The 24,863-nt window shown below is 46.5% G+C and carries 21 protein-coding genes and 1 pseudogene; 6 read left to right on the plus strand and 16 right to left on the minus strand.

Going from position 1 to position 24,863, the window contains the following annotated elements; all coding sequences use genetic code 11:
• Nucleotides 1-9: 9 nt before the first annotated feature.
• Together CSQ79_RS20235 and CSQ79_RS20240 are read right to left on the minus strand one after the other, a co-directional pair.
• Nucleotides 10-1,806, minus strand: coding sequence for a DNA polymerase (locus CSQ79_RS20235; RefSeq protein WP_099702954.1), 1,797 nt, complete (start codon nucleotides 1,804-1,806; stop codon nucleotides 10-12).
• Complete coding sequence (locus tag CSQ79_RS20240) at nucleotides 1,760-2,425, minus strand: methyltransferase (protein WP_289501369.1); 666 nt, start codon at nucleotides 2,423-2,425, stop codon at nucleotides 1,760-1,762. The genes CSQ79_RS20235 and CSQ79_RS20240 overlap by 47 nt, the downstream gene beginning before the upstream one ends.
• 349 nt (nucleotides 2,426-2,774) lie before the next feature.
• Between CSQ79_RS20240 and CSQ79_RS20245 the strand changes: the two genes are divergently transcribed.
• From CSQ79_RS20245 to CSQ79_RS20260, 4 genes are all read left to right on the plus strand, one after another.
• The gene (locus CSQ79_RS20245; protein WP_099702955.1) at nucleotides 2,775-3,077 is read left to right on the plus strand and encodes a hypothetical protein; all 303 of its coding nucleotides are present in this window, start codon (nucleotides 2,775-2,777) and stop codon (nucleotides 3,075-3,077) included.
• Between the two features lie 111 nt (nucleotides 3,078-3,188).
• Complete coding sequence (locus CSQ79_RS20250) at nucleotides 3,189-5,468, plus strand: M23 family metallopeptidase (protein WP_099702956.1); 2,280 nt, start codon at nucleotides 3,189-3,191, stop codon at nucleotides 5,466-5,468.
• A 7-nt stretch (nucleotides 5,469-5,475) separates the two neighbouring features.
• A complete protein-coding gene (locus tag CSQ79_RS20255) occupies nucleotides 5,476-5,961 on the plus strand; it encodes a hypothetical protein (RefSeq protein WP_099703051.1) in 486 nt (161 codons plus the stop codon).
• 20 nt (nucleotides 5,962-5,981) lie between these two features.
• Nucleotides 5,982-6,743, plus strand: a complete 762-nt coding sequence (locus CSQ79_RS20260) for a hypothetical protein (RefSeq protein WP_099702957.1) — start codon at nucleotides 5,982-5,984, stop codon at nucleotides 6,741-6,743.
• 236 nt (nucleotides 6,744-6,979) lie between these two features.
• Here the strand turns inward: CSQ79_RS20260 and CSQ79_RS20265 are convergent, their stop codons facing one another.
• Nucleotides 6,980-7,876: a DUF5895 domain-containing protein gene (locus CSQ79_RS20265; RefSeq protein WP_502693947.1), complete on the minus strand. Its 897-nt coding sequence runs from the start codon at nucleotides 7,874-7,876 to the stop codon at nucleotides 6,980-6,982.
• A 58-nt stretch (nucleotides 7,877-7,934) separates the two neighbouring features.
• On the opposite strand from CSQ79_RS20265, the gene CSQ79_RS29005 reads away from it, so the two are divergent.
• A complete protein-coding gene (locus CSQ79_RS29005) occupies nucleotides 7,935-8,141 on the plus strand; it encodes a hypothetical protein (RefSeq protein ID WP_041919575.1) in 207 nt (68 codons plus the stop codon).
• 113 nt (nucleotides 8,142-8,254) lie between these two features.
• The gene (locus tag CSQ79_RS20270; protein ID WP_099702959.1) at nucleotides 8,255-10,225 is read left to right on the plus strand and encodes a type IV secretory system conjugative DNA transfer family protein; all 1,971 of its coding nucleotides are present in this window, start codon (nucleotides 8,255-8,257) and stop codon (nucleotides 10,223-10,225) included.
• A 17-nt stretch (nucleotides 10,226-10,242) separates the two neighbouring features.
• Here the strand turns inward: CSQ79_RS20270 and CSQ79_RS20275 are convergent, their stop codons facing one another.
• The 13 genes and pseudogenes from CSQ79_RS20275 to CSQ79_RS20335 form a co-directional block, all read right to left on the minus strand.
• Nucleotides 10,243-10,608: a hypothetical protein gene (locus CSQ79_RS20275; RefSeq protein ID WP_015328633.1), complete on the minus strand. Its 366-nt coding sequence runs from the start codon at nucleotides 10,606-10,608 to the stop codon at nucleotides 10,243-10,245.
• Nucleotides 10,609-10,803: 195 nt separating this feature from the next.
• Nucleotides 10,804-11,562 (minus strand): annotated as a pseudogene (locus tag CSQ79_RS20280) (HepT-like ribonuclease domain-containing protein).
• A complete protein-coding gene (locus tag CSQ79_RS20285; protein WP_099702960.1) occupies nucleotides 11,555-12,286 on the minus strand; it encodes a nucleotidyltransferase family protein in 732 nt (243 codons plus the stop codon). The pseudogene CSQ79_RS20280 and the gene CSQ79_RS20285 overlap by 8 nt, the downstream one beginning before the upstream one ends.
• Nucleotides 12,287-12,434: 148 nt before the next feature.
• Nucleotides 12,435-13,064, minus strand: coding sequence for a hypothetical protein (locus CSQ79_RS20290; RefSeq protein WP_015328630.1), 630 nt, complete (start codon nucleotides 13,062-13,064; stop codon nucleotides 12,435-12,437).
• A 193-nt stretch (nucleotides 13,065-13,257) separates the two neighbouring features.
• Complete coding sequence (locus CSQ79_RS20295; RefSeq protein ID WP_099702961.1) at nucleotides 13,258-13,485, minus strand: DUF6887 family protein; 228 nt, start codon at nucleotides 13,483-13,485, stop codon at nucleotides 13,258-13,260.
• Nucleotides 13,485-13,673, minus strand: coding sequence for a DUF6888 family protein (locus CSQ79_RS20300; protein ID WP_015328628.1), 189 nt, complete (start codon nucleotides 13,671-13,673; stop codon nucleotides 13,485-13,487). The genes CSQ79_RS20295 and CSQ79_RS20300 overlap by 1 nt, the downstream gene beginning before the upstream one ends.
• Before the next feature lie 170 nt (nucleotides 13,674-13,843).
• Entirely contained in the window at nucleotides 13,844-14,281 is a 438-nt protein-coding gene (locus CSQ79_RS20305) for a hypothetical protein (protein WP_099703052.1), read from the minus strand.
• A gap of 224 nt (nucleotides 14,282-14,505) precedes the next feature.
• Complete coding sequence (locus tag CSQ79_RS20310; protein ID WP_099702962.1) at nucleotides 14,506-17,112, minus strand: DEAD/DEAH box helicase; 2,607 nt, start codon at nucleotides 17,110-17,112, stop codon at nucleotides 14,506-14,508.
• A gap of 115 nt (nucleotides 17,113-17,227) precedes the next feature.
• Nucleotides 17,228-17,857, minus strand: a complete 630-nt coding sequence (locus tag CSQ79_RS20315; RefSeq protein ID WP_099702963.1) for a type I restriction enzyme HsdR N-terminal domain-containing protein — start codon at nucleotides 17,855-17,857, stop codon at nucleotides 17,228-17,230.
• 216 nt (nucleotides 17,858-18,073) lie between these two features.
• On the minus strand, nucleotides 18,074-19,036 hold the full coding sequence (gene holA, locus CSQ79_RS20320) for a DNA polymerase III subunit delta (RefSeq protein ID WP_099702964.1): 963 nt from the start codon (nucleotides 19,034-19,036) through the stop codon (nucleotides 18,074-18,076).
• Nucleotides 19,033-20,433, minus strand: coding sequence for a DNA polymerase III subunit gamma/tau (dnaX, locus tag CSQ79_RS20325; RefSeq protein WP_099702965.1), 1,401 nt, complete (start codon nucleotides 20,431-20,433; stop codon nucleotides 19,033-19,035). The genes holA and dnaX overlap by 4 nt, the downstream gene beginning before the upstream one ends.
• Before the next feature lie 98 nt (nucleotides 20,434-20,531).
• Entirely contained in the window at nucleotides 20,532-22,121 is a 1,590-nt protein-coding gene (gene dnaN, locus CSQ79_RS20330; RefSeq protein WP_099702966.1) for a DNA polymerase III subunit beta, read from the minus strand.
• Between the two features lie 118 nt (nucleotides 22,122-22,239).
• Nucleotides 22,240-24,645: an AAA family ATPase gene (locus CSQ79_RS20335; protein ID WP_099702967.1), complete on the minus strand. Its 2,406-nt coding sequence runs from the start codon at nucleotides 24,643-24,645 to the stop codon at nucleotides 22,240-22,242.
• Nucleotides 24,646-24,863: the final 218 nt, after the last annotated feature.

Below are 24,863 nucleotides of genomic sequence, written 5' to 3' on the forward strand. Positions count from 1 at the left end.
ATTCAAGCCTTATTCACCGCCCCAACTGGTAGCCACTTTAACTTCTACTACAGCTGGGATCGGGTCGAGGAAAGGCTGAGCAGCTCGTTCCATGCACCGTTTGAGCTGTTGAGCGATCGCACCAGCAGCATCCTCTGGGCACTCCAGCAGAATTTCATCATGCACTACAGCAATCAACTTTGCGCCGAACTTGATTAAAACTGTCTCTAAGTCGATCAAAGCCAGCTTGAGGATATCGGCACACAATCCTTGCACTGGGTGATTGTAGAACTCGGTGAGCCGAGGTTTTTTCCTCCATCGCCTGCGTCTGCCAAAGAGCGTGCGAATCTCACTTACTTTCTGATGACCGTAGACCAGTCCTGCCAGCATGTTATGCCAACGTTTGATGCCCGGATATGCTTCAAAGAATCGTTTCCTGAACCGACGAGCTTCCTCCAGTGACATGCGAATGCCGTACTTGGTTTCAGCATAGACTTGCAGTTTGACAGCACTCATACCGTAAATCAGTCCGAAATTAATCGCTTTTGCTAGCGTTCGATCTTCTGGGGCGATTTCTTCAATCGGTCTTTCTGTAATCAGTGAAGCAGTTAGGCGATGAATGTCTTCTCCTAAGCGATACGCCCGCAGCAGCCGCGCATCTCCACTCAACTTGGCAACAATACGTAGCTCGATTTGGCTGTAGTCCGCTTTGACAATTCGACAGCCAGGGGAAGCCACAAAGCATTGCCGTGCCGCTTTATTGCGGGGAACGGTTTGCAGTGCTGGGTTGCGGCAGCTATATCTGCCAGACTTAGCTCCATATTGAAACCAGTTAGCGTGAATCCGACCCGTCGTCTGGTGGATGTGTTTGGGTAGGCTAGTGTCGAAAACAGTCAGTACCTTTTGCAGCTTGCGGTAATCCAGCAATGCTTGAATGACTGGGAATTGCCCCGCCAGCGGGACGAGTTCTTTTTCGCTTGTAGATTTGATCGGCGCACCAATCGCTTGTAGTGCCGCAAGGAGTTGTTTGGGTGAGTTGGGGTTGATAGTATCGGTTATTTCCGGTAACAACGACAGTTGTTGCTTGCCAGGAATCGAAAGTTGTTTCACCACTGCTAGCACGGCTGCTTTTTGCTTTTCTAACGATGCGCCATACCCCTGCCAACGGCTGAGGTCGAGCAACATCCCGTTGAGTTCCATCTGCGCGGTGACAGGGATACAACTAAACTCTAATCGAGCGACTTTGAGCAGCTTGCTTTGCTTGAGTCTGCCGTGCAGGATGGGATATAGATCCAGCAGAATGGCTGCATCGATCGCAGCGTATCGGAGTTGCTGGGAGGTCAATTCAGCTTGAGCAAAATTACTGTGCTGCAATGATTTGTTTAATTTCACTCTCAGCAGTTTGCTAGCAACTGATTTGAGAGACAGTTTAGTTTTGATCCCCGCACTCCAGATTCGGTATGCTAGTTGCGTGTCGAAGAAAGGATGAGCTAACCCTAATCCAGCTTGAGTAAGGAATTGCCACTCAAACTTCAGGTTGTGTCCTATTTTCAGGGCAGGACTGTTTAAGAGTTGCCGAAGCGGTTTGAGGTGCTTTGGTGCGATCGCAAATAAGTCGATGAGCAGGACTCTCGCGTGGGGAACGGCAATCTGCACCAGCCGGATGCGATCGCGCTTGGGATCGAGTCCTGTCGTCTCGCAATCAATCCCGAATAGATCGGTGCTTTGAATTGCCTTGAGCTGCCGAGCTAGAGTTTTCCCATCTTGAATTAGAAGGTAATTAGGAGTTGAGTAATCCCGCAGTGTGGAAGTTAGAGCACATGTCATGGGGACATAAATATGGAGTTGGAAATTGCTTAGCGTGCAGCGGTAGCTTGCGGGCTGAAATTAAGAAACTTTCAACCGTTACTGGGCGATCACTCTGCCAAAAAATCTCTAGTGGCAATTCCTCTACTTGTGCATCAATGCGTTGCAAGAAGGCTCGAAACGCTCTCGCACGAGGACAGTTCTTGCAATTCATCGATGCGCTGACAACTGTCACCAAGTGACCGCCAGGAGCAAGAAATAGGTGAAATGCACGTTGAATATGTTCTAGGTCTACCCCTCTGGTGTGGCGATCGGAAAACGGTGGGTTGGCAAGAATGATGTCGTAGAGCGTTTGAGGTTCGGTAGTCAAGAAGTCAGTGCCAACGAGATTGAATCCCTGCTGCTTCAGCAATATTTGAAAATTGGGGTCGATCTCGATCGCGTCCACAACTGCCCCTCGTTCGCGCATTGCACAAGCTAAAGCTCCAGAACCAGCAGATGGGTCAAGCCCTCGCATTCCGAGCGTAATCGTTGCTAGCTTTAGCATTCGCTCAATTAGATCGGGAGAGCTTGGAAACCAACCATAAGGCGGGTTTTGAGTAATGGACTGATAGAGAGGATAAAGGTGAGTCGGTATCATAAAACTACAAACATAGAAAAATCTTGCTGCCAAGCACTTGGGCAAGCATAAAAACGCACTTAATTAAAAGCGGTAGCTAGGCAGAAAGCTCGTTTGCTCTCTAATTAAAACTTTGTGATTTTTATAACCTTACTAATACCTTAAGAAAACTTGACATGATTTTTACTCGATTCTTGATTTCCTTACAAAGTATCGAAATATTAAGACTTTTATTGTTTATTTATAACTGGATATTTTTTAAACTATGTATAAAGATAATTTGAAATTTACTCAAAAACACTGATAATTAAAATTAACAATAATACATTTATAGTAGGGCTGCGGTACTTGATTTAAAGATTTAACTGAAATGAATACTTACGGATTACCCGAAGACGAAAACGACACCACGAATGGCTACAGTTCTAGCGGTTACGACTCTAATGGTTATGGATCGAATGGGTATGAGACTGAAGGCTATGGTGGCACCAACGTGTTTGGAGCTGGAGATAGCAGCTGGCAAGAAGATCTTTTCAGCAACGGCTACCAGGAGAACGTGTTTGAAGTGAACCACGCCGATTCGCCCTACACCGAGACTGCTGCTAATCCTAATCCCCAATTTCACAATCCTTCAGCCGAAGAGGGCTACAAGTACGAGGATTTTGAACTGTAGTTGAACTTTAGGTACTAAAACATTGGACAACTAAATATCTTTCGCTTTCTAGCCTTGAAAAACTAGACAATTTCTGCTGTCTAGCGATTGTTTACTTTGGCAATATTTGTTATGACTGCTGATGTGGTAAAGCACTTGAGCAAAGTGCTTGTTGTATTCATTTTGATTACAGTTGCTTGGTTCGGTTGGGCAGCAGTTGCAAAAGCAGAGTCGGGACGGTTCCCAACACGAGTTTGGGAAGTCCCGATGGGCGAGAGAACTACTAACGTGTTGTTGCCAGATTGGAGCAAAATTAGCTTAGCCAGTATGCCACCGATCGCCTCTAACGGCTCATTTGATGGTAGTGCCTACACTAAGACGGCAGGGTACGATCTCAGCCGGAACTGGAGTGCTGGCATGACTCCCGATCAATACTTGAAGCTGGGCGATCTTTCAGATGCTCTCAGTTTAGAGGTATTTTCTCTAGATGCTATTAGTCAACTCACTGAACTGAACCTTTCTCAAGTTTCTTTAGATGCTTTTACGCTGGCAGGAGAGCAAACTCTCCAACAATTGGTAAAGATTGTGCCAGGTCTGGGCAATCTAACAGTTGCAGATGTGCCTCCAGTTGCAAAGCTACTTCAAACCCAACTGGGTAATACGGTTGGCAGCTCTGCAACTTTGGCTTATATTGTTACCGATCCAAGGCTTGGTCAGTTACAGCTCAATCAAATTGACTTGTCAACGTTTAGTATTGATTCCATTCCCAGCTTAAGAGCAGTTGAGCTGCAAAATTTTGCGAACTGGCAAAATAGCTTTGTTAGCAACGTGCCAAGCCTCAACCAAGTTGCTTTTTCTGACTTCCCGACTCCAATTACAGAAGTTGGCTCGGTGGTAATGCGGATTGACACGATCTACGGCTCGTCGGAAATGCATCGAGATAACACCGTTTCCGGTTCAGACCAACAAGGGTTTTCTGTACCTTGTGACGAAAAGGACTGCGCCTACATCGAACTCGACGATCTGGAGAACGCAGGGCGAGGTGCTAGAGCTAATTTAGAAGGTAAGCAGTGGATCTCTGGCAAATACCAGGAAGTTGAAGGTGGTTTTGGCATCCTAGGCGCAGTTAATGGTGGAAAGGAACCGACCGGACGCCACCCTTTTGGTTCTGCTTTCAAAGTAGTGGTAACGGAACCAGATGAGGCAACAGATACGGTAGATACGGCGTTGTTTTTTCGCTTCTGTAACCGAGGAATTCCCGATCTTGGCTGCACCCCCTACTTCATTGGTCCGATACCCTTTTTCACCTATAAGGTTAATGCACCTATTTTCATTGGTCTTCTGGAGGAGAAGAGAAATTCTTCCGCCTCGTCCCAACCTACAGGCGCTACCCGCAGCATGTCCAGTTCCTATGGTGGTGGACAAACTGGCACTAGCAACCTGCTGACACCAGACTGCTTCACTTCTGCCAATGGTTCTACGCTCAACTTGAGCGAACTGTCGGAGGCGATCGCCTCAATTGAAAGTGCTGCCAGTGGTAACTTTATGGCGATCGGCGTTTACACCTGCGCTGACGGGGGCGGAAACTGCGGGCGCGGACTCGGTCGCTACCAGTTCATGAGTTATAACGAGTACGCTACTGGTTTAATTGCAGCTAAACCGAGCGGACAGGACTTTTTGGAGCAAGTCAGTAAGGGGTACGAACCGACCCAAGCTGAATTGATGCAGTATTTCCCACCAGAAGATCAAAACCGAGCATTCAACAGTTCTCTATCAAGCGCGATCAAACGAGCCAGCCAAGAAATCGATCCTACTACAGGGCAGTTCTTCACAGGCGATCGCTTGATTGAGCGAGTTGCCCAGATGCATTTTGGTGGTCTCTACAGTGCTGTTGATGGAAGTAGCTCGGATACGCTGGGAAGTTTGAGCCTCAGAGACTACGGAAGGCAAGTAGCAGCTCGCTATCAGGCTAGCAACACCACCCTGACATGTGCTCCAATTGGTAGGGCTGGTTCTTTGCCAATTGCGATTTTCCCAGTTCGAGACTCCTATCGCGTAGTGCGCGAGTTTGGCGCACCAGCGGTTGCGGCAAGCAACCAGCGCAGCAAAGGCATTGACGTGCAGGTGGCTGAGACCACGCCTATCTATGCCGCAGCAGAAGGGAAAGTCATTTATGCAGGACACGCAGAAGGCTATGGCAACACAATTGTGCTGGAACACAACAACGGACGGCAAACCCGATACGCGCACGTGACTTCTATCCAACCGATAGTCGGTACTAAAGTCAAACAGGGCGACCTAATCGCTCTTACTGGTTCGTCCACTCTCCACATTGAAATGAGAGAAGGAGCGATTGCAGGCAACCCGTTTAGCGGTCGAGCAGTGAATCCACGAAACTACTTTGCAAGTTGACGAAGCAATGCATCAGATTTTCAGAATTATTCTGCTATTTGCGATGGGGCTAGCCACCGCGATCGCAACAGCCTTTTTTCATTCAGCTCAAGCCCGTCTACCTTCTTATCAAACTTGTATCGCACCCCTTGGGCTTGAGCGAGTTGAACAGATCGGTACTGCTAGACTGCAAGCACAAGCTTACTATCTCTTGGCTGCTTACGAGCAAGGGGATGAAGATGCAACCGACTTAGTGGTTGCAGCGACAGGCAAAACTTGCCAGCGCTTGTTTTACAACCCCACAGGCGATCGCACTCCTCTAGCTGGTTCTATGCCTCTAGTAGTGGCGCAACAACTGACTTTACAAAGATACCGCAAAGAACTCAATGAAATGGGTAGATCGGCACTCCAACAACAAGCACTCTCCGCTTCAGAATCCGCCGAGCAGTGGTTTGCGGAAGAAACCTGGGCGCTGAAACAGCTAGGTATTGCTGTACCTGCAACCTTGGATTAATTACCTTTCTCCAAACGATTATGTCTCAGCAATCGCAGATATCGCTAAATTTACAATTATTTGATGCTGCAACACAGCCCGTTTCTGCTGAACTGGTGTTAGCTTCTAGCAAGGGCAAAACCAACGAAACCAGCAGCGAGCTACCCCTACCTCCTATTTGGTTGAAGCGGTTTGCTTGGTGGTTTCGGATCGGGCTAGGACTCTTTTTGTTGATTTCTTCTCTGTTAGGACTCACTGGATGCAGCGTAGGTGCCGGTGGTGTTCCTTGGCAACAAGCAGCCGCGTTAGTCCCTGAACCCGTGTTAGAGCAAGTCATTGCTCAAAACAGTACATTAAGTGGGAAAGCGGTTGGGCAGCTCGTTCAGTCAATGCAAGGCTGGAAAGTCAATGGCAGTGAGGGTAAACTAGTTGTACTCAACTTTAACACACCAGACTTGTGTGGCGCATTAGGATGCCTCTACAGCGGTGTGTGGTTAAGGAAAAATCAGCCAGCCACTCAGGTTTTTTCAGTTTACCTCGATCCCAATTTACCGAATGGACAAGCCTTATTTAAAGCTAGCGATCTACCGCAACAAAACCAAGCGTTGCCTTGCTTAGAAGTGGTTCAGCTTGACAAAACGCAGCAACAGCTCGTGCGCCAAACTCACCTGTGCTTTAACGGGCAGCAGTACCAAACTGTTGATGGCGTACTGTTGAAAAACGCCAATTCAACATCTACAAAATCTCCATCCCCAATTTCTTCTAAATCGCGTTATTCACGCAATTCAAGTACAGTTCGTTAATTTACATTAAGTAAGTCATTCATTTGTATGGACACAATTCACGTTCTCCCACGATAAATTGGAGGCTTAGTTGACCTTGTAATAATCATTCCATAAAAGCGCGTTACACTCTTTTGAAGATGGTTGAAGCAGGAGTCGGTAGCAAAATAAATGTGGCGATCGCTCAGCAGCGAAACTCTCCTGAAGTTAACTGGCTGTGAAAGCCCTTCCACAACCAGTTAATTAAACATTGCTAGTTAGTCTTCGTCCTCCTCGAAGTCAAACTCATCATCTTCATCGTTGAGATCGTCGTCTTCATCCCCTTCATCGTTGTCAAGCACCTCTTCGGCTTCTACATCGAGGAAGTCATCGTCAGATTCATCAAACTCGTCTGAGTCTGCTACTTCCGGCTCGCTGGAGCTAGAAGGCAGTACCGGAACAGGAGATGAAGTTTTAATGAAACCAATAATCTCCTCTCGCTGGCTTGTTAGCTGCTGATAGGCGTTGACACTACCAAAGTAGAAGATTTCCTCAAAGGTTTTCCAAGAAGGTTTGTTATGAATGACAGTGATGCAACAGGGATGAGTTTGGTCTGAGCCTCGGTCTTCAGCTACGAATTCGAGGTCGAGGATAGCACAGGCGTGCCACGCATCGCCCTTGCCAGAATAAGTAATTGGCTTGCTGGACGCATTTCGGATTTTCTTTTTGGTACAGTAGTCCACAAACGCCTTTTCCAGTTGTCGTCTGAACTTACGGATGGCTTTGTTGAATTCCTTACGAGCAATTTTGCGCCAGCTAATTTTGATCGCAGCAGCAGTGTGCAGGGGTTGGTTGTCATCGTCCAGAAAGATAAAGGCATAATCCGAGCGGATTTCCATCGTTTCTGGATCGTAGTCATCTCGTTTTTCATCATAAAAGCCGACGAACTCAGGTAACTCGTCTCCCTCTGATTTGGTTTGGATGTAATCCTTACGTTTGCCCAGAATTAACACGCGGGCTTGGGTGAGGAACAGTCCCGTGACTCGGTTCTTGCCGAATTTGCAGGTGGTCAAGTCATCTTCATCTGGGAGATCGGTCCAACCTGCTTCCTCCAACTGATCGAGCGGGATGAGAATGCCAGCTGGTTCATCATTAACTACGATGCCATAAGCCATGTCGGGGGGATGAACTTCGTTATGTTCTTCACCGAGTACTTCTGGAGAAAGCTGGTAGTTGGGGTCGACTTTAGCCGCTTTGGGTTTAGGCTTTGATGCTTGCTTCGATTGGGCTTGGGATGCACCAGAAGATGCGGCTCTTGCTGATGGCTTTGCCGAATTATTGCGTACAGAGCGATTGGAGGTTGATTTGCTGGTTCGAGCCATATTTATGCTAGTAATTCTGCCTAATAAAAAGGCGTTAGCCGTTAATTTGATCGCTTAACTGAATGCACGCAGTATTGCTATGATTATCAAAATTTCAACAAAGCTTTACATGCAGGAAATGCATTATGACTAATACTGAGTATAATTAGCAACAGAAGTCTTTTTACTACCGTGAATCATCTGACTTATGAAGTCGCGCCATCTCCAACGCTGGCGTCAATTGACTTAGGCAAAATATTTCAAAAATACAATACCCCTGAAGGCTTGGCTATGATTGGGGGACTGCTGTTTCTAGTGGTGATCTCCCGCGTGGCAGGTAGCACTAAGGGCAAGATTTCCACTGGACGGCTGGCAGGTATTTCAGAAAAGCTTTCAGCGACTAATCTGGCACTCAAGCAAATAAACATTGTTCGGGATTTGCAAATTTACAATCGTTCTGCTAGAACGCAAACTGAAAATGCTGTCCAACCAACTAGTTCTAAGACTAAAAAATCTGAGCCTAGCTCACCAAAAAAGCCTGCCCATAACCGCATGACTCTGTGGTGTGGTATGCCTCGCTACTGGTGGAATGGTACAGGTAAAGGATTCGTTGCTCGACTACAAACTATGCTAGGGGCATCGCCTACTGTTTGGCTTCCCGATGCCCAGCGGAGTATGCTTGCGATTGGTGCGCCAGGTTCTGGTAAAACATTTGGCTGCATTGACCGAGCGATCGAAAGTGCGTTTGCTCAAGGGATACCCACAATAATCTACGACAAGAAAGGAGACCAAATGCGGTTGCACGCACCCTTGGCTGCCCGCTATGGCTATAAAGTATTTGTGTTTGCTCCTGGCGAACCGTTTAGCGATATCCTTAACCCGTTAGACTTCCTGCGAGATGAACGAGACTCCGTCATGGCAGGAGAATTAGCGCAGGTCATCAACCGCAATGCCTTAACTGGTGGCAAAACAGATGAATTCTTTTCTAAAGCTGGGGATTTACTAGCAAAAGGCTTACTCCAGTTAGTCAAAAGCCCTGAAGCCAAGTTTCATGACATGGCGATGCTCTATGCGATTCTGCGCTTGCCTGGACTAGTCAAACGTTTAGACTATGCCGTGCAACAAAAACGAATCGACGAATGGATCGCAACCAGTTTCAACCAATTTTTATCAAGTAAGGATGCTGAGAAAACTGTTGCAGGCATTCAGACTACGGCGACAGGTACTTTTTCTTCATTCATCCAGGCTGACCTGCTGCACGCATTTATGGGCAGTTCTACAATTCCAAAACGGATTGAAGGCAAGCAGCTGATTATTTTCAAACTCGATGACGAACGCCGCACCGTGATTGGACCGTTGTTAGCAGCAGCTATTCACTTGTGCATTGTTTCCAACTTGTCTGTACCCCGACGCGACCCGCTCGCCATCTTCTTAGATGAGTTACCGTCAATTAAGTTAGATAAGCTGCCGCAGTGGATTAACGAGTACCGTTCTAATGGCGGTTGCTTCGTGTTAGGAATTCAGTCGCTCAACCAGCTCTACGAAACTTACGGAGAGAAGATGGGCGCTGCGATCGCATCGGCATGTTCTACTCACATCCTCTTCAACCCTGGCGATGCTAAAACCGCTGAAGAGTATTCCAAGCGGTACGGGGAAAAAGAAATTAAGCTGAAAAATCGCTCTACAAGTAGCTCGGTAAACTCGCAGTCGGTAAGCTGGAACGAGTCACTGCAAAAAATTCCTCTATTTACGGTAGACCAAATCTTGAAGTTCACTGAAGGTTGGTGCGTGATTACCAACCCTGGTTACCGAGTGGGTAAAGAGGGTTCGGTTCCTTACGCACTGAAAATTCCGGTTCCTAAGTCAGATGAAACACGAGCAGAAGAGTGCGAGCAGTTGTGGGATTCTCACGTGCGACCTGCGCTCTCAAGACGAGTGCCACTACCCGATCCGGAAAAACTCACGCAAGAACTGCTTTTACGGGTAGAACACGCCAAGAAGTTGTTGCCTGATCCACCAGAAGAGGGCAGTCAAACCCCACCACCCTCAGCTGCACCGCCACGGGGGACTACACCAAAACGATTTTCGGCTGAGCGCACTCCACGCTCTAATGTTAATGCTCTAGACTTCATCGCACCTGACACTGGACAAGAAGCAAGTTAGAAAATCATTCTAGTAGGTTAAAGCTGCTTGTAGAGCCTGCGAATTATCCGTGCTGTTTTGCCTGTAAATTGAACAACCCATTGCTTGTGACTATTGCTCACCTTGAATAACTCTGTGCTTTTAGCAGGACGAAGCAAGCCCGTTTCAGGGTTTGGGATACATAAAGTTGCACCTGCAACTGGATAGCGATACCAAAACTCCACTGATTCGACCACATCTCCTTTTACTAGTTCTGTCAACGCTTGTGGATAGAAAACAATTTGACAGTTAGTTACATTAAGAACTCGGTTTTGCACCATGAGGCTACGACCTTTGACAATCCACTTGACTAAAACAGACTGCTGAACTCGAACAGGTTGAGTGGTTTGAGTGGTTTGTCGCATTGCTTTAGTTAAAACAGTTTTGCTGGTGCATCTTTTAATTTACTATCTATTTAGCAGCAATGCGGCAACAGGTCGCAGTTTTTAGCAATCAAAGCGGTAATCCTACTAGACTCTGTAGGTGTTGTGCTGTCTGGTTGAATGCTTGGTGCAATTTTGCTGGAGAATTTGACAAGTCTAATTGTTGTTGAGTCTTTTTTATTGCGATCGCTTATCCAAATCCTGTTTGATTTGCAACCACTTATTAACATCTTTAGGCGTGAGATTCTTAGCTAATTCTAATTTTTCAGTTGGCTCTGCCAGATTAACTTTTATCAATATTCCACGTTCGTCTATGGCAGAAATTAGCAAGGTTTTTGCTTGATTGTCGAGCGTCAGCTTGTAATCTTTTGTTTCTAATTCTTCTAGACTTGGACCGGTTTCTTGAGTCGGAACCAAAGCGTAGGGAACACGCCCTGCTTCTAATAAACGGCGAGCAATAGGTACGATCGCTGCTCGTTCCCGTTGGGGTGGGTATATGGATCTAGTGTTAAAATCTGTAGAGCTTGATTGTTGTTCTATAGATCGTTGAGGTTTGTATGATACTTGAGTGGACTCTGTGCTAGCCATCGATTCTGGCGTACTTTCTAGCTTTAAAATCCGCTTAACTGGTTCTTGCAAGAGCGGAACGTCATTTTGCACAATATCCCAGATTACTGCTTCTCTTACTTTAAAATAACCATGAGCTAAGAGATTTCGTAATCTGCCAATGTCTTGCCACTCAACTTCTGGATAGCGTTCGCATACTTATTTGGGTATGTTTAAAACAGCCTCCCCAATTATTTCTAGATTGCGAGCCACCGCATCAAAAGTACGTTCGTCAGCTATGAAGTCATCAAAGCTCATGCTGCAAGTGTAGCGCTGAATCTTATCAATGCTTTTGATAATATCTTCTAAATACAATCTGTAATCACGCAATGGGGATGATGTCCTTTTCTACATTAGAACGAATTTCTGGTCTGAGCGTATCCCAATCAACTAAATCAACTTTTCTCCCTAATAAGTCTTCTAGATAGCGATTGAGTTTTACATAGTTCCGAAAAGTTGGCGTTCCTTCAAACTCCACCAAGATATCTATATCACTATCTGGTCGAGCTTCGTCCCGTGCTACAGAGCCGAATAGTGCTATAGCTTTTACTCCAAATTTAGCAATCTGCTCGGAGTTTCTAATAATTGAAATTATCACTTCTTCTGGGCTAGGAATACTGTGATTTTGAGGCTGGCTTTCCCTATTAAATTGAACTAAGTTAATAGGAATAGCATCCTCCATAACCTTTGGAATAATTTCTGGTCTGAGCATCTTTAAATCTGTTAAATTTACTTTTCTTTTGAGTAGTGTTTCTAAGTGTAGTTTCAAATCTATGTACATATCAAATGTCGGCTCAGTAAAAAATTCTACTAAAATATCTACGTCGGCGTCGCTATTAGGTCGAGCTTCGTTCCGTGCTACGGAGCCAAATATTGCTAGTGATTTGATGCTAAACTTGGGGTAATCGGGAGCTAAACTCACAAGCTTGATTATCGCTTCCTCCGCACTCAACGGTTTTAGCTCTGCTTGTGCTGAAGGTAGAGTGTTTGAGGCAGCAACTTCTAGAATACTTGTTTGCTTTGGAGCTTTTTGAGGCTTTTCAACAGGGTTCATAACTGCGATTTTTAATTATTACTCATCGCACCGCTCAGCTTTTCTAGTAACGCTCCCAGCACGACCCTGAAGCATACACTTGCAGTTGTGTTGGCGAAAGCGTTTAGCATTGGTCTGGGTCTTTAAGAGAGTGTGCCGTGCTGCCAAACTAGATTGTAACCTCTGGGATCGTTTCCAAGTCTAGCATTGGTGTTATAGACTGCTCAACTTGTGGTCGTACTGGGGTTTCTTCAAGGGACTGGTTAACGATCTGACTCAACCATAGCTGGGTTTGAGCGTGTTGCTCTTGGTTCCAACCTATCTTCACTCTACAAACTGGTTTGGAGGGATGTAGGGCTAAGATGATAAGTTGCACTAGCTGGGGGGACACAGAGTATTGCTCGCACGCTGCCCACAGCTTAATTCTGTCTTGCCAAATTAACTTTGGACGGCGAACTGCCCACTCGTAGAGCCTAGGAATGCCACGCCTGAACCCCAGATTAGTATGAACTTGAATAAATGCGTTCTCGGCAAGAGGTGCAACAATCTGGGTATCAATCAGTAGTTTCCTTTTGGGTTGAAACAATTCGGGAGCAAGTTTTTTCATCTGACGCATCCAGCGCCCCATGTGTGGGTGAACCCTTAACAAGGGTTCAACGGGTAGCCCTAGAAACATTTGTTTCATGACAAGCTGAAAATTAGCTTCGTCTTGTTTGGTTGCATTATCATCTTTTACAACGGGTAGAAGTCGGTTCTTAGCAATTATTTGGTTAAGTTGAGGGATGGTAATTAATGACATTAATGGGCTGATCTTAAACGGTCCATCCCAAGAGCGGTAGCTGCGGCTACAAACTAGAAAATTAAAAAGCTAGCTGGAAATTCAATTTCCAGCTAGTAAGTTAACAAGTAGCATCATTAAGTAGTAAATAACTTAGCAAGCAGATAGAGTGCTTGATACAATCATCTCTGCTGTTCTCATCTATTTTTCGTTTTTAGCGCGATCTCCTATTTTCGATTTCCTGAATTTTCTGGCGAATGGCTTCTTCCCCGATCCTGATGCTCTCCTCATCTAAAGGTGCTGGATACCACTTGGTATCAGGGCTTCTCTCCTGTTCTATCTTTGCAAAAAAAGCATCCCATGCTTCTTCATCATCTCGATGATCTGTCACATAAGTTCTGAGGTTAGCGCGGCTCATTTCTTTAAAGTTTGGTTTTGTCATCAGATGAATCTCCAAAGTCCGCCTTGAGGAATTTCTACTTCAATTTCGTCAGTTTGTACTTCGGTGCCTGCTTGGATGTACACAATTTGTCTCCTTGTGTCATATCGAAATACATAAATAGCTCGGTAGCTGTTTGAGAGCATTTGACACACTCGCATGCAGGCGAAAGCTTGTTCTACTGTCGGCAAATTTGTCTTTCCTCCATGTTAGCTGAACCGCGCTTGTATCCCTACTTCTTAAGCTTTTACCTTAAGGCTGGAATGAGAACGCGGTGTTTGTGTCTAGGTACTTGCCTTTCTTTTGAACTTAAATGTAGGAGCTAACCATTTACTGTTAATTACAGTGCAAGGGACAATTTTTACGCAGTGGCGGCGAGTGCCTCAATTAGTTGGGCTTTCTTCATTCGCATAAATCCTTTAACCTTGCCTCTAGCTAAACTTCTCAATTCCTGAACGGTCATAGCCGCATAATCAAGTCGGGGCGGCTTTACGAGTGAGATCGCCCGAACTTTTGCTAGTTCGATAACGTCTTTGTCACGCGCATCAGTAATCTCATCTACTAAGGTAATTTGCGATAAAAGCCAGTCCAATGTAGCAATTTGCGGCTGTGGATCAACGCCTGCTTTAGTAAAGCTAGCATCACAACAAATACTTTGGCAGCAGTCTGTTTTTAACCGTGGCTGCATGGGTAGCGTTGTATCATAGGGTCTTACGATGTAATCTACAACCATAGCTAGAAACGAAAACATAGCGATAAATTCGATAACAAATGTCAGAAAGTCTTGGATTGCAGACATCTTGAAACCTCCTAATGCCAATGATTTAATAATTCGCATCGATCCCCTTTGTGATGGTCTTGACCTCTGTCGTAACGCTTAACAAAGGGTTGTGATTCGATGATTCAGGTAGAGTAGCGAACGAAAATGATGTGAGATCAGCAGTTCAACAAGTAGCTGTAGTAACAGCTTCCTTTCACTCCTAATAAGTTAAGTAAGCAGCAGTAGCGGAACTTCCACCAATGCTAGTTAGGGCTAGGAGGGGCGATCGCCTCCAGCAAAACTAACCCCAGTTGCTTGAGCAATGCAGTGTTACCATCCGGACAACCATGTTGGATCAGGCACTTGGCACATCCAGTTGAGCAATCGCAGCTGCGGGCGATCGCAGCTGCCGCACGAGCAAGTTCAGGCAATTGCTTGAACACAGCTTCTGAAGCACCATTACCACCGTCCGCCTGATCGTAGAAATAGCCCACATAGATGGAAGTTTCTCCCAGTTCTTTGGAAGTGGCAAAATTCACTTCTTTGGGGTCAGCCCTTACAACCAGTTGCAATGCCTGCATGATTTGATGCCCGAAACTGTGCAACGCAATCAAATTACTGGGATGCTCCCAAAGTTGTTGATAGCCTGGTGGAATGGGTAGCCCAGTACGGCTCAAGCTAAGGCGAGTGGCTTTAGCAACTTGTTCGATCGCAGCCTGGGCTTGTTGATTCAAAATCACTTTCACCATTGGTGTAGAGAACTGCACTCGGTAAGGCTGCTCAAAGTTGTCTTCTGCCAACATCTCAGTAATAATGGCTTTACGAGTTGCCTTGCCGCAAGATGGGCATTGACGTTTCCCTGGCAGCGGCTCTTTGTAGTTTAGGCATCGCTTGTTTAAGCAAGTTTGCTCGTAGATTTGATTCATCAAGCTATAGCCACTGGTGATGTAGCTGACTTGTCCAAAGCTGAGTTCCAGCTTCATCGCAGGGGTAAATTCTTTCTTTTGTTCGCGATCGCATTCGTGTAGTTCTTGGGGCAAGAGCAAGGGAACTTGCACTGGATCGGTTAGGAGTTTGATGCTGCTAGTTTCAAATTCGGTGTTAGCAACTGTATACAAGGAGTTATCTGCTACCTGCTTCAAGATTGCCCGCCGACCCTGCAAATCCAAAGATATGCAATTGTAGGTAAGCATTTTCCCATCAATATCTTGTCGTTTGTAGATTGCTTTGGGATGAACTTCTCGATAGGCAATGTCAAGAGAAACTTCCTCTAGTTCTTCCCCTGATTCGGCATCTATCAACTTTATCGTGCTTTGAGTAGCTCCGCCGCGAAAATTAATGTCATTGTGGGGGTTGCCTTTCGCCCATAGCCCGTTCCTGCCTTTGTTGAGATGTCCCTGTGACAAGAGCAGTTTCGCGACTTCAACCGCAGCAGTGCCAAAGTAGTGCTTAATCTTGTCTATAGGAATACCCGTTTCTGCTGCTGCACACATGAGATGCTTAGCAGCAAAGATGGGATACTCATCATTGAAAGACACTTCTTCTGCTTCCCCAGACACCAGGATTTCAGGGTGTTCTGCCACATAAAGGTCGATAGGGTTGAGGGCATTGGGAATTAGCACCGTCAATCCAGGCGCTTGTCGTCCGGCTCTGCCCGCTCGCTGCTGATAAGATTTTTTTGACCCAGGCCAACCCCGAAGTACGCAGCACTCTAATTCAGGTAGGTCAATTCCAGCTTCGAGGGCATCTGTGGCAACAATCCATTGGATAGTTCCAGCTTGAAGTTGCTCTACCACCTCAGCTCTACGTTCTGGCGTGATGCCGCTATAGAATGCAGACACCTGAGCAGATTTTAGCAAACCCGTTAGCTCTCGCACGCTTCTGCGCGAATTACAAAACGCGATCCCCGACTTACCCTGTGACAGCAAGAATTGAATAATCCGAGCGGTGTCAGCAGTAAGATTGTGACTGGGGTGAGTTACTACAATTCGCTTGGGAAGGACTGCTGCTCCGCTCTTGCGAATCCAAATAATGGGTTTGAGGTCGCGTTTAGTTGGCTTCAGGGCAGAAAGCTTTTGGGCAAGCTGACGGGGGTTGCCGCAAGTTGCACTCAAGAAAATGAATTGCAGCTGCTTCGAGTCTCCGCCGTAGCGATCTACTGCTAGTTTGATGCGACGAATGAGCCACGCCATATTCGCCCCATAGCTGCCTGAAAGAGTATGGGCTTCATCAAATGCAATATACCTCAGCTTGCTGTAAAAACCTGCCCATCCTTCTGATTTCCAAGCTTGCCGTAGTTGGAAATGAATTAGCTCTGGCGTAACTGCCAAGATATGAGGTTTCTGTGCTAAGATTTCTGCTCGTTTGTCTTGCTCTTTGACATCACCTGTAATCATCCCCAGTCTAGGTCTGACTTTCTGAGGGATTTTAACAAGAAGGCTAGAAACCTTGTTGTACTGGTCGGCTGCTAATGCTTTAAAGCCATAAAACACCAATGCTCGATGTCCTTGCATGCAACCCTCAATCATGCCAGGATAAATACTCAAGGTTTTACCGCTGGCGGTTGGAGAAGTCAAAATTAAGCTTTTCCCAGCTCGAATTGCTTGCAGGGCTTTGAGTTGATGCGAGTAAAGCCGATTGATTCCCTGCTCGTGGAGGGCGTTTGTCAGTTCAGGAGGCAAGTCGCCTGGAATGTCTCGCTCTTCGGGTTCTTGAGCTTTTGTGGTGGTCTGCCAAAGTAGATCGTCGCCTAGAAATTCAGCAATATCTGCTGGTTCTGTTGTTTGGGATAAGCTTGAATTTTCTGGAATGGGTTGGGTGGCAGGAGTCCAAAAGCTCTGAAGCAGAGCGCCATAGTTAGGTGTTGACATGGGGATTTTTTAGCATTTTCTTTAACTACTAAAAAAATCCCCATAAGGGGGAGTTAGTCCAACTGACTCCGCAACAGCGAAATGCGCCTTTGGTGGTGGATGGTGCGATCGCTTGTCAATTCTGGATTGCGGCACCAAGTCGCATCATTATGCTCAAAACACTGTACAACTCATTCCCAGGACTGAGAATTGAAAACACCCTTGACAAAGCGTACTGTGGTGTACCAGAACGAGTTAGCTTCAGGAAAACGAAACTACCGCCATTTGTGATTAACCCAAAGGTCGGTTTATCTACCTTTGGAGACGCTAACATATAGGCTAGTGCCTGCGCTCTAGCAGCCTCTAGAGAGAATTCTGCTTTTTTGGACTCAATGACCAGTATCCACAGCTGGTTGTTCAGCACTAGGACGTCAATACGACCCTTGACGACAATCCCTTCATCTTCAGCGGTAAGTAAGATTGATGTTTCTGTCTCAATTCTAAATGGGGATTGATAAAACCCCGCTAAGTCAAGCAATGGAGATAGAACCACCATCTTGACCGCATCTTCTAGTAGGGGTGGGTATTCAATTAAGTTGCGATAGTTGCTCTTTACCCGGTCAAGTGATCGCTTTTCTTCTTCTGCGATCTCCGGTAAATCATCTTGCCATTCACGGAAAAACTGTTCATCTTCAGTTTGGGTAAGGCTGAATTTAGTCCTTAAGTCGTGTAACGTAATATCAATGGCTTGAAGGGTTTGAATCATAAGAAAAAATGGGAGTGTGAAAACCCAGCGGCTGATTCGCCCTGGGAGGAAACACGACTTTGGGCAATTGTTAAGAAGTACCCTTTGAACAAATGCTAACTAATTATCTCCTAAAGAAACTCCAGATATCGCTGTGACAAACATAAACAAAGTATAAATGCCCGCAATGTCTATGTTGTGAACGTTGTGGGCGAAATAACTGAAACAAGGGGAGCGTCAATTGAACAATCGAGCTACTTTGAGAAAAGCTGGCAGCATGACTTTTGTGGTTGCACCCTGTTTTAGTTCAACCTCCAGTTCAAACAACCAAATCACAGCAGTAGCCAAGGCTTTGATAGAGGCGGCTGCAACATCCTTTTTCAGGTAATAGAGCCGATTGGGATTGCCAATTCCACATAATTGAGCAATTTCTGCATCTTTCCGGAAAGCTCGGTTTTTGAGGACACTTTTCACCCATAACCAAGTACGAAATTGGGTCTGGAGTGTAGCAACGATCGCTAGTGGCACTTCAGCACGAGACAAAAGGTCGTGAGTTAATTGGACGACCCTGGTTGAATCGCCACATCTGACTGCTTCAGCCAGTTGGAAACTGGTTTGAGTATGGCAGGGGACTAAAGCTTCTACTTCCGATTGACTTAGAGATTTGCCTTGAGCGTAGACCATTAGCTTGTTTAACTCTGATGCTGCCCTAGCGGAATCGTTACCGATCGCCTCCGCTAAGTAAGTGACAACTGGCTTGGACAACGACAGCTTCATGGCTTTGGATCGCGCTGCAATCGATTGAGCGATTAGATCGGTGCGCCAAGGCGCGAGCAAGGGATATTCTTTCAATTGCCCGTGTTTGAGGAAAAATTTAGCAATTTTCAGCCGTTTATCTAATGAGGCGGCGGTGAATACCAGTTTGTTGTTTGGTGGTAAGTGGGGAAGACATTGCAATAGCTCGAACTGCTGCTCCCCAAACTGACCGACAGAATTGAAGTTGCAGTCTTTGACTACCACCACCTTTAAGCGATCGGCGACGGCTGGCGTGCGAGCTGCATTTAAGGCTTCATCAAGTTGCGTCGGGCTGAAGGTATGATAGTTGAATGTCAGCCAGTTGGGATCGAGCTGGCGCTTGAGCGTGGCAAGCTGTTGACTGATACCATACTCGTCCTCCCCAATTAACAACAGTACTGTCATGCGCTCAGTCTCCGATTAGATCTACCATTCGCATTGGCAGCAGTGCGAACAAACACCGTTATAGATTTGGGGTGTTGGGTCACGCGCTGGAGCAGTCGGGCGATCGCCTCTTTGTTAGCTTCAAACTTCTCCAAGTAGGTTGGGGCTACCTGCAAGATAGCATTGGAGCCATTGAGCTTAACGAGAGTAGCCTTAGACAGCAGCATTCGGTTGTTGGATTTAGCGGTATCGATCGCCTGCTGCCAAATTTCGTTAAGCGAGAGTTCTGCGGTTGTAGTCATCAGCTTTGTGAAAATTGGCTGAGGCTCTTGTTGCGTAGCTGACATCAAATTCAGCAAACAAACTTCCAGCCACACTCCGGCGTTGATGGACTGTCGGAGCTGGAGTTCTGCTTTGTGCAGTTGTACCAAAACAAGATTGAGCGTGTCAAAGCTCCACTTGGCTGCTAGCGACTTGAGTTGACGGTAACTGACTACACCTGTTAACAAGTTTTGCTCTTTAGGGGCAGACTGGAGAACGAGCAAATCTCGATAGGTTTGCAGTAAGCTGCTAAGAATCAGCGTCGGCGTTTTGCCTGCATCCACTAGTTCTCTGGCAGATTGCAGAAGTTGTAAGGTGTTACCAGCGGCGATCGCTTCAACGATCGCGAGTAGTTCCGATTCGGTGGTTCCACCTGCCATTTCAATGACCTGGTTTGCTGTCACGTCTTCACCCAACAACCGCACCTGAGAGAGCAATTGCAGGGCATCTCTAAGTCCCCCATTAACGATGCGGGCGATCGCCAACAGTGCATCGTCACCGATCGCAATTTCTTCACTCACAGCTACATTGCGTAACTGTGCTGTAATAGTCCCAGTGGGGAGGGCGCGGAATTCAAATCGCTGAGTGCGGCTGGTAATGGTAGGCAGAACTTTATGAGCTTCGGTAGTGCAAAGTACGAACACTACGTGAGCTGGAGGTTCTTCAATGCATTTAAGCAGAGCATTTTGGGACTGGGTAGTAAGCTGATGGCATTCATCGAGAATGAAAATTCGGTAACGTCCTGCCACAGGTGCGAAACTGCTACGCTCAACTAGCTCTCGCGCATCATCTACACCATTGTGAGACGCAGCATCAATTTCGCTCACATCTAAGCTGTTGCTCGACTCAATTGAACGACAAGATTGGCATTGTCCACAAGGGGTAACGGTCGGCTTTTTGCTCTCTAGGCAGTTTAGCGACTTGGCAAAGATGCGGGCGGTGCTAGTCTTTCCAGTACCTCTCGGTCCTGTAAACAAGTAAGCTGGGGCAATTTGTCTATTTGCGATCGCCGATGCCAGAGTTGCTTTGACGTAGGGTTGTCCTACAAGGTCTTCAAGGGTTTTAGGTCTGTAAGCTAAATGAAGGGCTGCGCTCATAGTTTTGGTTGTAAGATTGTAAATTGCTCCCCGATAGGGGATAGCTGGAAGCCTGTGCCTGAAGAGTCAAGCACAGGTCAAAAAGTCTGCGCTTTGCGTCAATCAGAATTTGACTGGGCGTTGTACTCTTGCTTCGCCTTTTCTAGATCGTAGAGAGGCAGGATAAAATAGGTTGCGTCGATAGCAATTCCGGGAAATTCTAAATCCCCAGCTGGCTTGAGGCTAACAGGGGTGTAGGGTCGATCCATCGTGAAATTCACTGCCGTACTGCTTAAAGCCTTTAGAGTATCGATCAGGTAGTTGATATTGAACTGAATCTCAAATTTTCCCAGCTCATCAGGGATTGTGGCAGACACAGTTTGAGTGCCTCTGCCGTAATCCCGCTCAATCGTGAGATAGATTTCTTGCGTGCTGCTGTCGAACAGGAGTTTGACAGCGTTTTCCTTCTTACTTGCCAAAGCTGAAAGGCGATCGAGTTTGGAGAGCAAGGCATTGGTTTCGATCGCTACTTGCTTGGGATACTGATATCGCTCGACCAAAGCTTGACAGTCGGGATAAGTATCTTCCAAGCATTGAGAAATTATTTCTTTTTGGAGCTTTTTATCGCTAAACTCAAACCGAACGCGCTTTGATGGGGCATCATAGGCAAACCGCAGCCACTCATCAACTTCAATTTTCTCTAAGTTGCGGGTTAGTTCTTTAAGTGTCTTGGCTGGAATGATGCAAGTTTGATCGCTCAAGTGGGACTTAGCTCGCTGCTTTCGCCCGATCCCATTTGTGGACAGAGCAATCAGGGCGACTTGGTGTCCGTCGGTTGCAGTACAGCGCAGCTGCCCTCGTTCGGCACTGTGTAACCACTGCACGCCTGTCAGGATTTTCTTAGAATCGTCCGTACTTGCTGCAAAGATGACTCCTTTCAAACCAGCCTTGACTGCTTTGGCAGGCAGAGAAACCAAATTGGTTGTGGGTACTGAAATCTCTGGGAACTCTCCTGCATCCATACCATAGATTTCAACCGCTCCCCCCTGACTGTCTTCCAATAGCACGACGGGGCTAGAGTTAGTTTCCTGTGCCTCTGTCTCAGCCTTTGATTTCGTCTTGCGGTTTTTGGCAGCGACTGTAGCGTTCGAGCGAATTAGGCTGATTTCACCTTTAGGACACTTACCTACAACACTTACTAAAATTTCAGCAGGCAAGGCGATCGCCCCACCCCGTAGCACGTGCGCTTCAAAGGCAGCACTCAGAGTTAGGCTGATGTCAGAGGCAATGAGCTTGACCTTGTTCTCCTGCTCGTCAGCGATCGCCAGAATATTAGCTAGAACGGGTTGCAGGGGTTTAGTTGGGACGGCAGCTTTGACAAAGGCTAAAGCCGAATCGAGCGCTTCTTGCTGGCAGATGACGTGCATTCCTTGACTGGAGGCAGAACCATTAGATGCTGACTTAGCTGGAATCGATCCATTGACAGCATCGGATTGGCTCAATAGATCGGGTTGCTCAATTGAATTCAGTTGTTCATCGGATTCAACCAACTTTTTGCGCTTTGTTTGCTTCGCCGTCTTACCGTTGTGCCGTTCTAATTTAGCTGGAGTAGTAGTAATTTGAGTTGCCCCAGCTACAGCCGATTTAGCATTCTTGTTAGTCTCTCCCGTGGATGAGGTATTGGTTTGCTTAAGTCTAGTTACGCTCATATTTTTAAAAACCGATTTGCCGTGCTACGCTGCGGTAGCAGTGAGAAAGGTGCAATCCGTCGGATTGAGTGATCGCACCTGTTGATTTGCCAACTTTTGATCCAGTCTTGCAAGATTACTATTTAACGATAAACACCCGTTCTCTAGCCCGCGTCGATCCTACATACCAAAGCCGATTGAGTTCCCGCACGCTGCTGAGTTTTCCGTCCAATCCTCGCTTGTTTAAATCGTTTGCATCGATGGCAACTTCATCAAACGTAGACCCTTGGGAGTTGTGAACCGTAAGGGCAAAGCACGGTCTGACGTTGGCGAATGTTTCTAGATGCTTGTAATACTTCTGCCAGAAGAAGGGGTTATTTTTGGCAGATTGCATCAGCTGTTGGGCTTCAGCATCAAACCGTTGTCGCTCCTCTTCATGTAGCACGTAGATCTGCCGCTTGATGTCGTTGTCAGTGGTGGCGATCGCCCGCCATACCTTGTAGCCTGCATAGCGGTCTTCACAGTAATCTGTAACGACAAACTCGCTGGAGGTTGGCAGAATCACCGTTTTTCCGTCTGGGGCGACTATAGGATCGCGAGCGATTAGCCGTTCGCCGATAACAAACCGAGCGGCATTTACGCCGTAAAGGTGGGTACGAATATGGTGGTTATACCAGTCCACCTGCTTATTCGTCCAACAGAGAATTCTAAAGCAGTCGGGGTTGTTGTCAAACTTGCTCTTCATTTTCTTACAGGCGTAATTCAAAAGTGTCTGCTGCCGCACGACGAATACACCATTTTGCTTGTCCTGCGAGTATTTTGGGCAGGGCTTAAACGGCTGCTTGCTTTTCGTAACAGCTTGGCGGCAGGTTGTGACGAATTCCAGCAGAGGACTGTCAGCTCCTTGTCGGACTACCTGCTTCAGCACTGCCCGATTGGTGACGCTGAAACTGGGAGACTTCTTCTCGTTGACTGGATTAAGCTGCGCGGGATCTCCCATCAGCACGATTTTGAGTCGAGGTGCATACAGGCTAGCCGCGTCTTCAATCCAATGCCAGAGCTGCTCGCCAATCATGGAGCATTCATCAATGAAAACGATATGAAAGGCATGAGCATAAGATGAGCCAGTCCGTTCTAAAACTTTCTCGCCAGCTCGCGTCACCATCCCTAGCCCTAGCAACTGGTGAATGGTGAAGAAGTCTACCCCAGCAAGTGAGTTTTGAGCTGCCATGTGCTGGAGTACGTTCACAGCTTTGTTAGTAGGAGCGGTCAAAGCAATCCGCTTGCCTACGCTAACCAATGCTTTAACCAACAGCGAAACTAACGTGGTATTGTGAGTCACGATACAGTGCTCTGTGACGTAAAGTCGAGAGGGATGTTCTACAGCAATGCAGACACACTCTTGCTCTCCTTCAGCTTCGACTGAAACAATATATCGAGCTGGAGCATAGCGAGTTTTTGGTTTCACGCGATCGCGCTTGCGAGGCAGATGAAAAGGATTGATATCTGGGGGTAAGCAAATTGAAAGTCTATAGCATAAACGACCAGATGCTGTGTTTCTTGTTTGTATTGGGCAAATACCACCCAATGATTCAACTAAACTTCTCACATCCGCAGCCAGCTTGGGTGAACTAGTTGCAAAGGATGTCTCATAGCCTTCTTGCGAGACAGTACCATCTGTGTCCATCAATCCACGTAACAGCTCCAAGCGCACTTCTTTTGAGTTAATTAAGTAGCATTGGGGAATGAATTTTTCATAGGAGTACTTGCCCCACAAACCTAAAGATTTCAAGGACTCTGTTAGTGGATTGTGTCGATATTGCCCTCGCCACTGAGTACCTACAAAACGATATTCTCTCTGAATTATAATTCTCATATCCACATCTTCGGGAATTATCTCTCGGCAACGAGTAATAATTTCTGCATCGTTGGTTGTTAACTGGGGTGTATTGCTTGTCAGTCCTCCATCTCCCAGTAGGCAACCGAGTAAGTAAGGAGCTATTGGAACGGTGGAAAGTTCAAAGTCAGCGCACTGCATTACTGGAATGCGATGATTGCTTTGCAGCCCGTTTCTAGTTGATAATGATGCAGCAATTTCTCGCGTAGTTTTGACTCGTCCCTTCTTGGGTTGAGGGATTCTTCCCTTCTTTTGTGCTTTGTAAACTCTCACGCGGTTGGCATTGCGTTCGTGATAGCTTTCAGTTAGCCACAAATGATCGTAGCAGCACAAGGTGGAGCTGCCATCGTTAAACTTAATCCTAGCTACGGGTTTAACTCCTTGAGGGAAAATCCCAATGACTCGTGTGCGAGAACCATCGCCAGCGATCACAAAGTCGCCAGGTTTGAGCTGACCAATTGGTATCCATCCCGTAGGAGTGAGGACGGGGGTATGAATAGGTTGAGCTTTGCCAGTCCCTGCATAGCCGCCCAGCAAAAATAAGGTTTGGTCTGAATCTAAAAATTCGAGAATCGCCTTCAATGCCTGCTCTTGGTCGCAAGTTAATTGAAATGGGAGTTGAGGAATCGAGAGGATCTGTGCGGTCATAGGTCGAGTGTTTGAAATTTCCAAACACCCCACGCGGTAGCGGTTCACTCAACTTTCTTGGTTTTCTCTAATTCCTCTTTTCTTTCCACTTCCAAGCATTGTGGGGTGGAGAGCGCCGATAGGTATGTCATCTCAAGGATGCTGTGGGAAAATATAGCGGTTTATGTTTTCTACACTGAATTGGGTAAATTTGTGAAGAACGCATGAAATATTTGTAA

The organism is Gloeocapsopsis sp. IPPAS B-1203, assembly GCF_002749975.1.
Taxonomy (GTDB): Bacteria; Cyanobacteriota; Cyanobacteriia; order Cyanobacteriales; family Chroococcidiopsidaceae; genus Gloeocapsopsis.

What these genes read in the sequence shown, in the direction of transcription:
- CSQ79_RS20290 (WP_015328630.1), bottom strand. Translation starts at nt 13,064, where the DNA reads ATGTCATTAATTACCATCCCTCAACTTAACCAAATAATTGCTAAGAAC.
- CSQ79_RS20235 (WP_099702954.1), bottom strand. Translation starts at nt 1,806, where the DNA reads ATGACATGTGCTCTAACTTCCACACTGCGGGATTACTCAACTCCTAAT.
- CSQ79_RS20275 (WP_015328633.1), bottom strand. Translation starts at nt 10,608, where the DNA reads ATGCGACAAACCACTCAAACCACTCAACCTGTTCGAGTTCAGCAGTCT.
- CSQ79_RS20260 (WP_099702957.1), top strand. Translation starts at nt 5,982, where the DNA reads ATGTCTCAGCAATCGCAGATATCGCTAAATTTACAATTATTTGATGCT.
- dnaX (WP_099702965.1), bottom strand. Translation starts at nt 20,433, where the DNA reads ATGAGCGCAGCCCTTCATTTAGCTTACAGACCTAAAACCCTTGAAGAC.
- holA (WP_099702964.1), bottom strand. Translation starts at nt 19,036, where the DNA reads ATGACAGTACTGTTGTTAATTGGGGAGGACGAGTATGGTATCAGTCAA.
- CSQ79_RS20310 (WP_099702962.1), bottom strand. Translation starts at nt 17,112, where the DNA reads ATGTCAACACCTAACTATGGCGCTCTGCTTCAGAGCTTTTGGACTCCT.
- CSQ79_RS20285 (WP_099702960.1), bottom strand. Translation starts at nt 12,286, where the DNA reads ATGAACCCTGTTGAAAAGCCTCAAAAAGCTCCAAAGCAAACAAGTATT.
- CSQ79_RS20240 (WP_289501369.1), bottom strand. Translation starts at nt 2,425, where the DNA reads ATGATACCGACTCACCTTTATCCTCTCTATCAGTCCATTACTCAAAAC.
- CSQ79_RS20295 (WP_099702961.1), bottom strand. Translation starts at nt 13,485, where the DNA reads ATGACAAAACCAAACTTTAAAGAAATGAGCCGCGCTAACCTCAGAACT.
- CSQ79_RS20245 (WP_099702955.1), top strand. Translation starts at nt 2,775, where the DNA reads ATGAATACTTACGGATTACCCGAAGACGAAAACGACACCACGAATGGC.
- CSQ79_RS20265 (WP_502693947.1), bottom strand. Translation starts at nt 7,876, where the DNA reads ATGGCTTATGGCATCGTAGTTAATGATGAACCAGCTGGCATTCTCATC.
- CSQ79_RS20315 (WP_099702963.1), bottom strand. Translation starts at nt 17,857, where the DNA reads ATGATTCAAACCCTTCAAGCCATTGATATTACGTTACACGACTTAAGG.
- CSQ79_RS20255 (WP_099703051.1), top strand. Translation starts at nt 5,476, where the DNA reads ATGCATCAGATTTTCAGAATTATTCTGCTATTTGCGATGGGGCTAGCC.
- dnaN (WP_099702966.1), bottom strand. Translation starts at nt 22,121, where the DNA reads ATGAGCGTAACTAGACTTAAGCAAACCAATACCTCATCCACGGGAGAG.
- CSQ79_RS20335 (WP_099702967.1), bottom strand. Translation starts at nt 24,645, where the DNA reads ATGACCGCACAGATCCTCTCGATTCCTCAACTCCCATTTCAATTAACT.
- CSQ79_RS20250 (WP_099702956.1), top strand. Translation starts at nt 3,189, where the DNA reads ATGACTGCTGATGTGGTAAAGCACTTGAGCAAAGTGCTTGTTGTATTC.
- CSQ79_RS20305 (WP_099703052.1), bottom strand. Translation starts at nt 14,281, where the DNA reads ATGTCTGCAATCCAAGACTTTCTGACATTTGTTATCGAATTTATCGCT.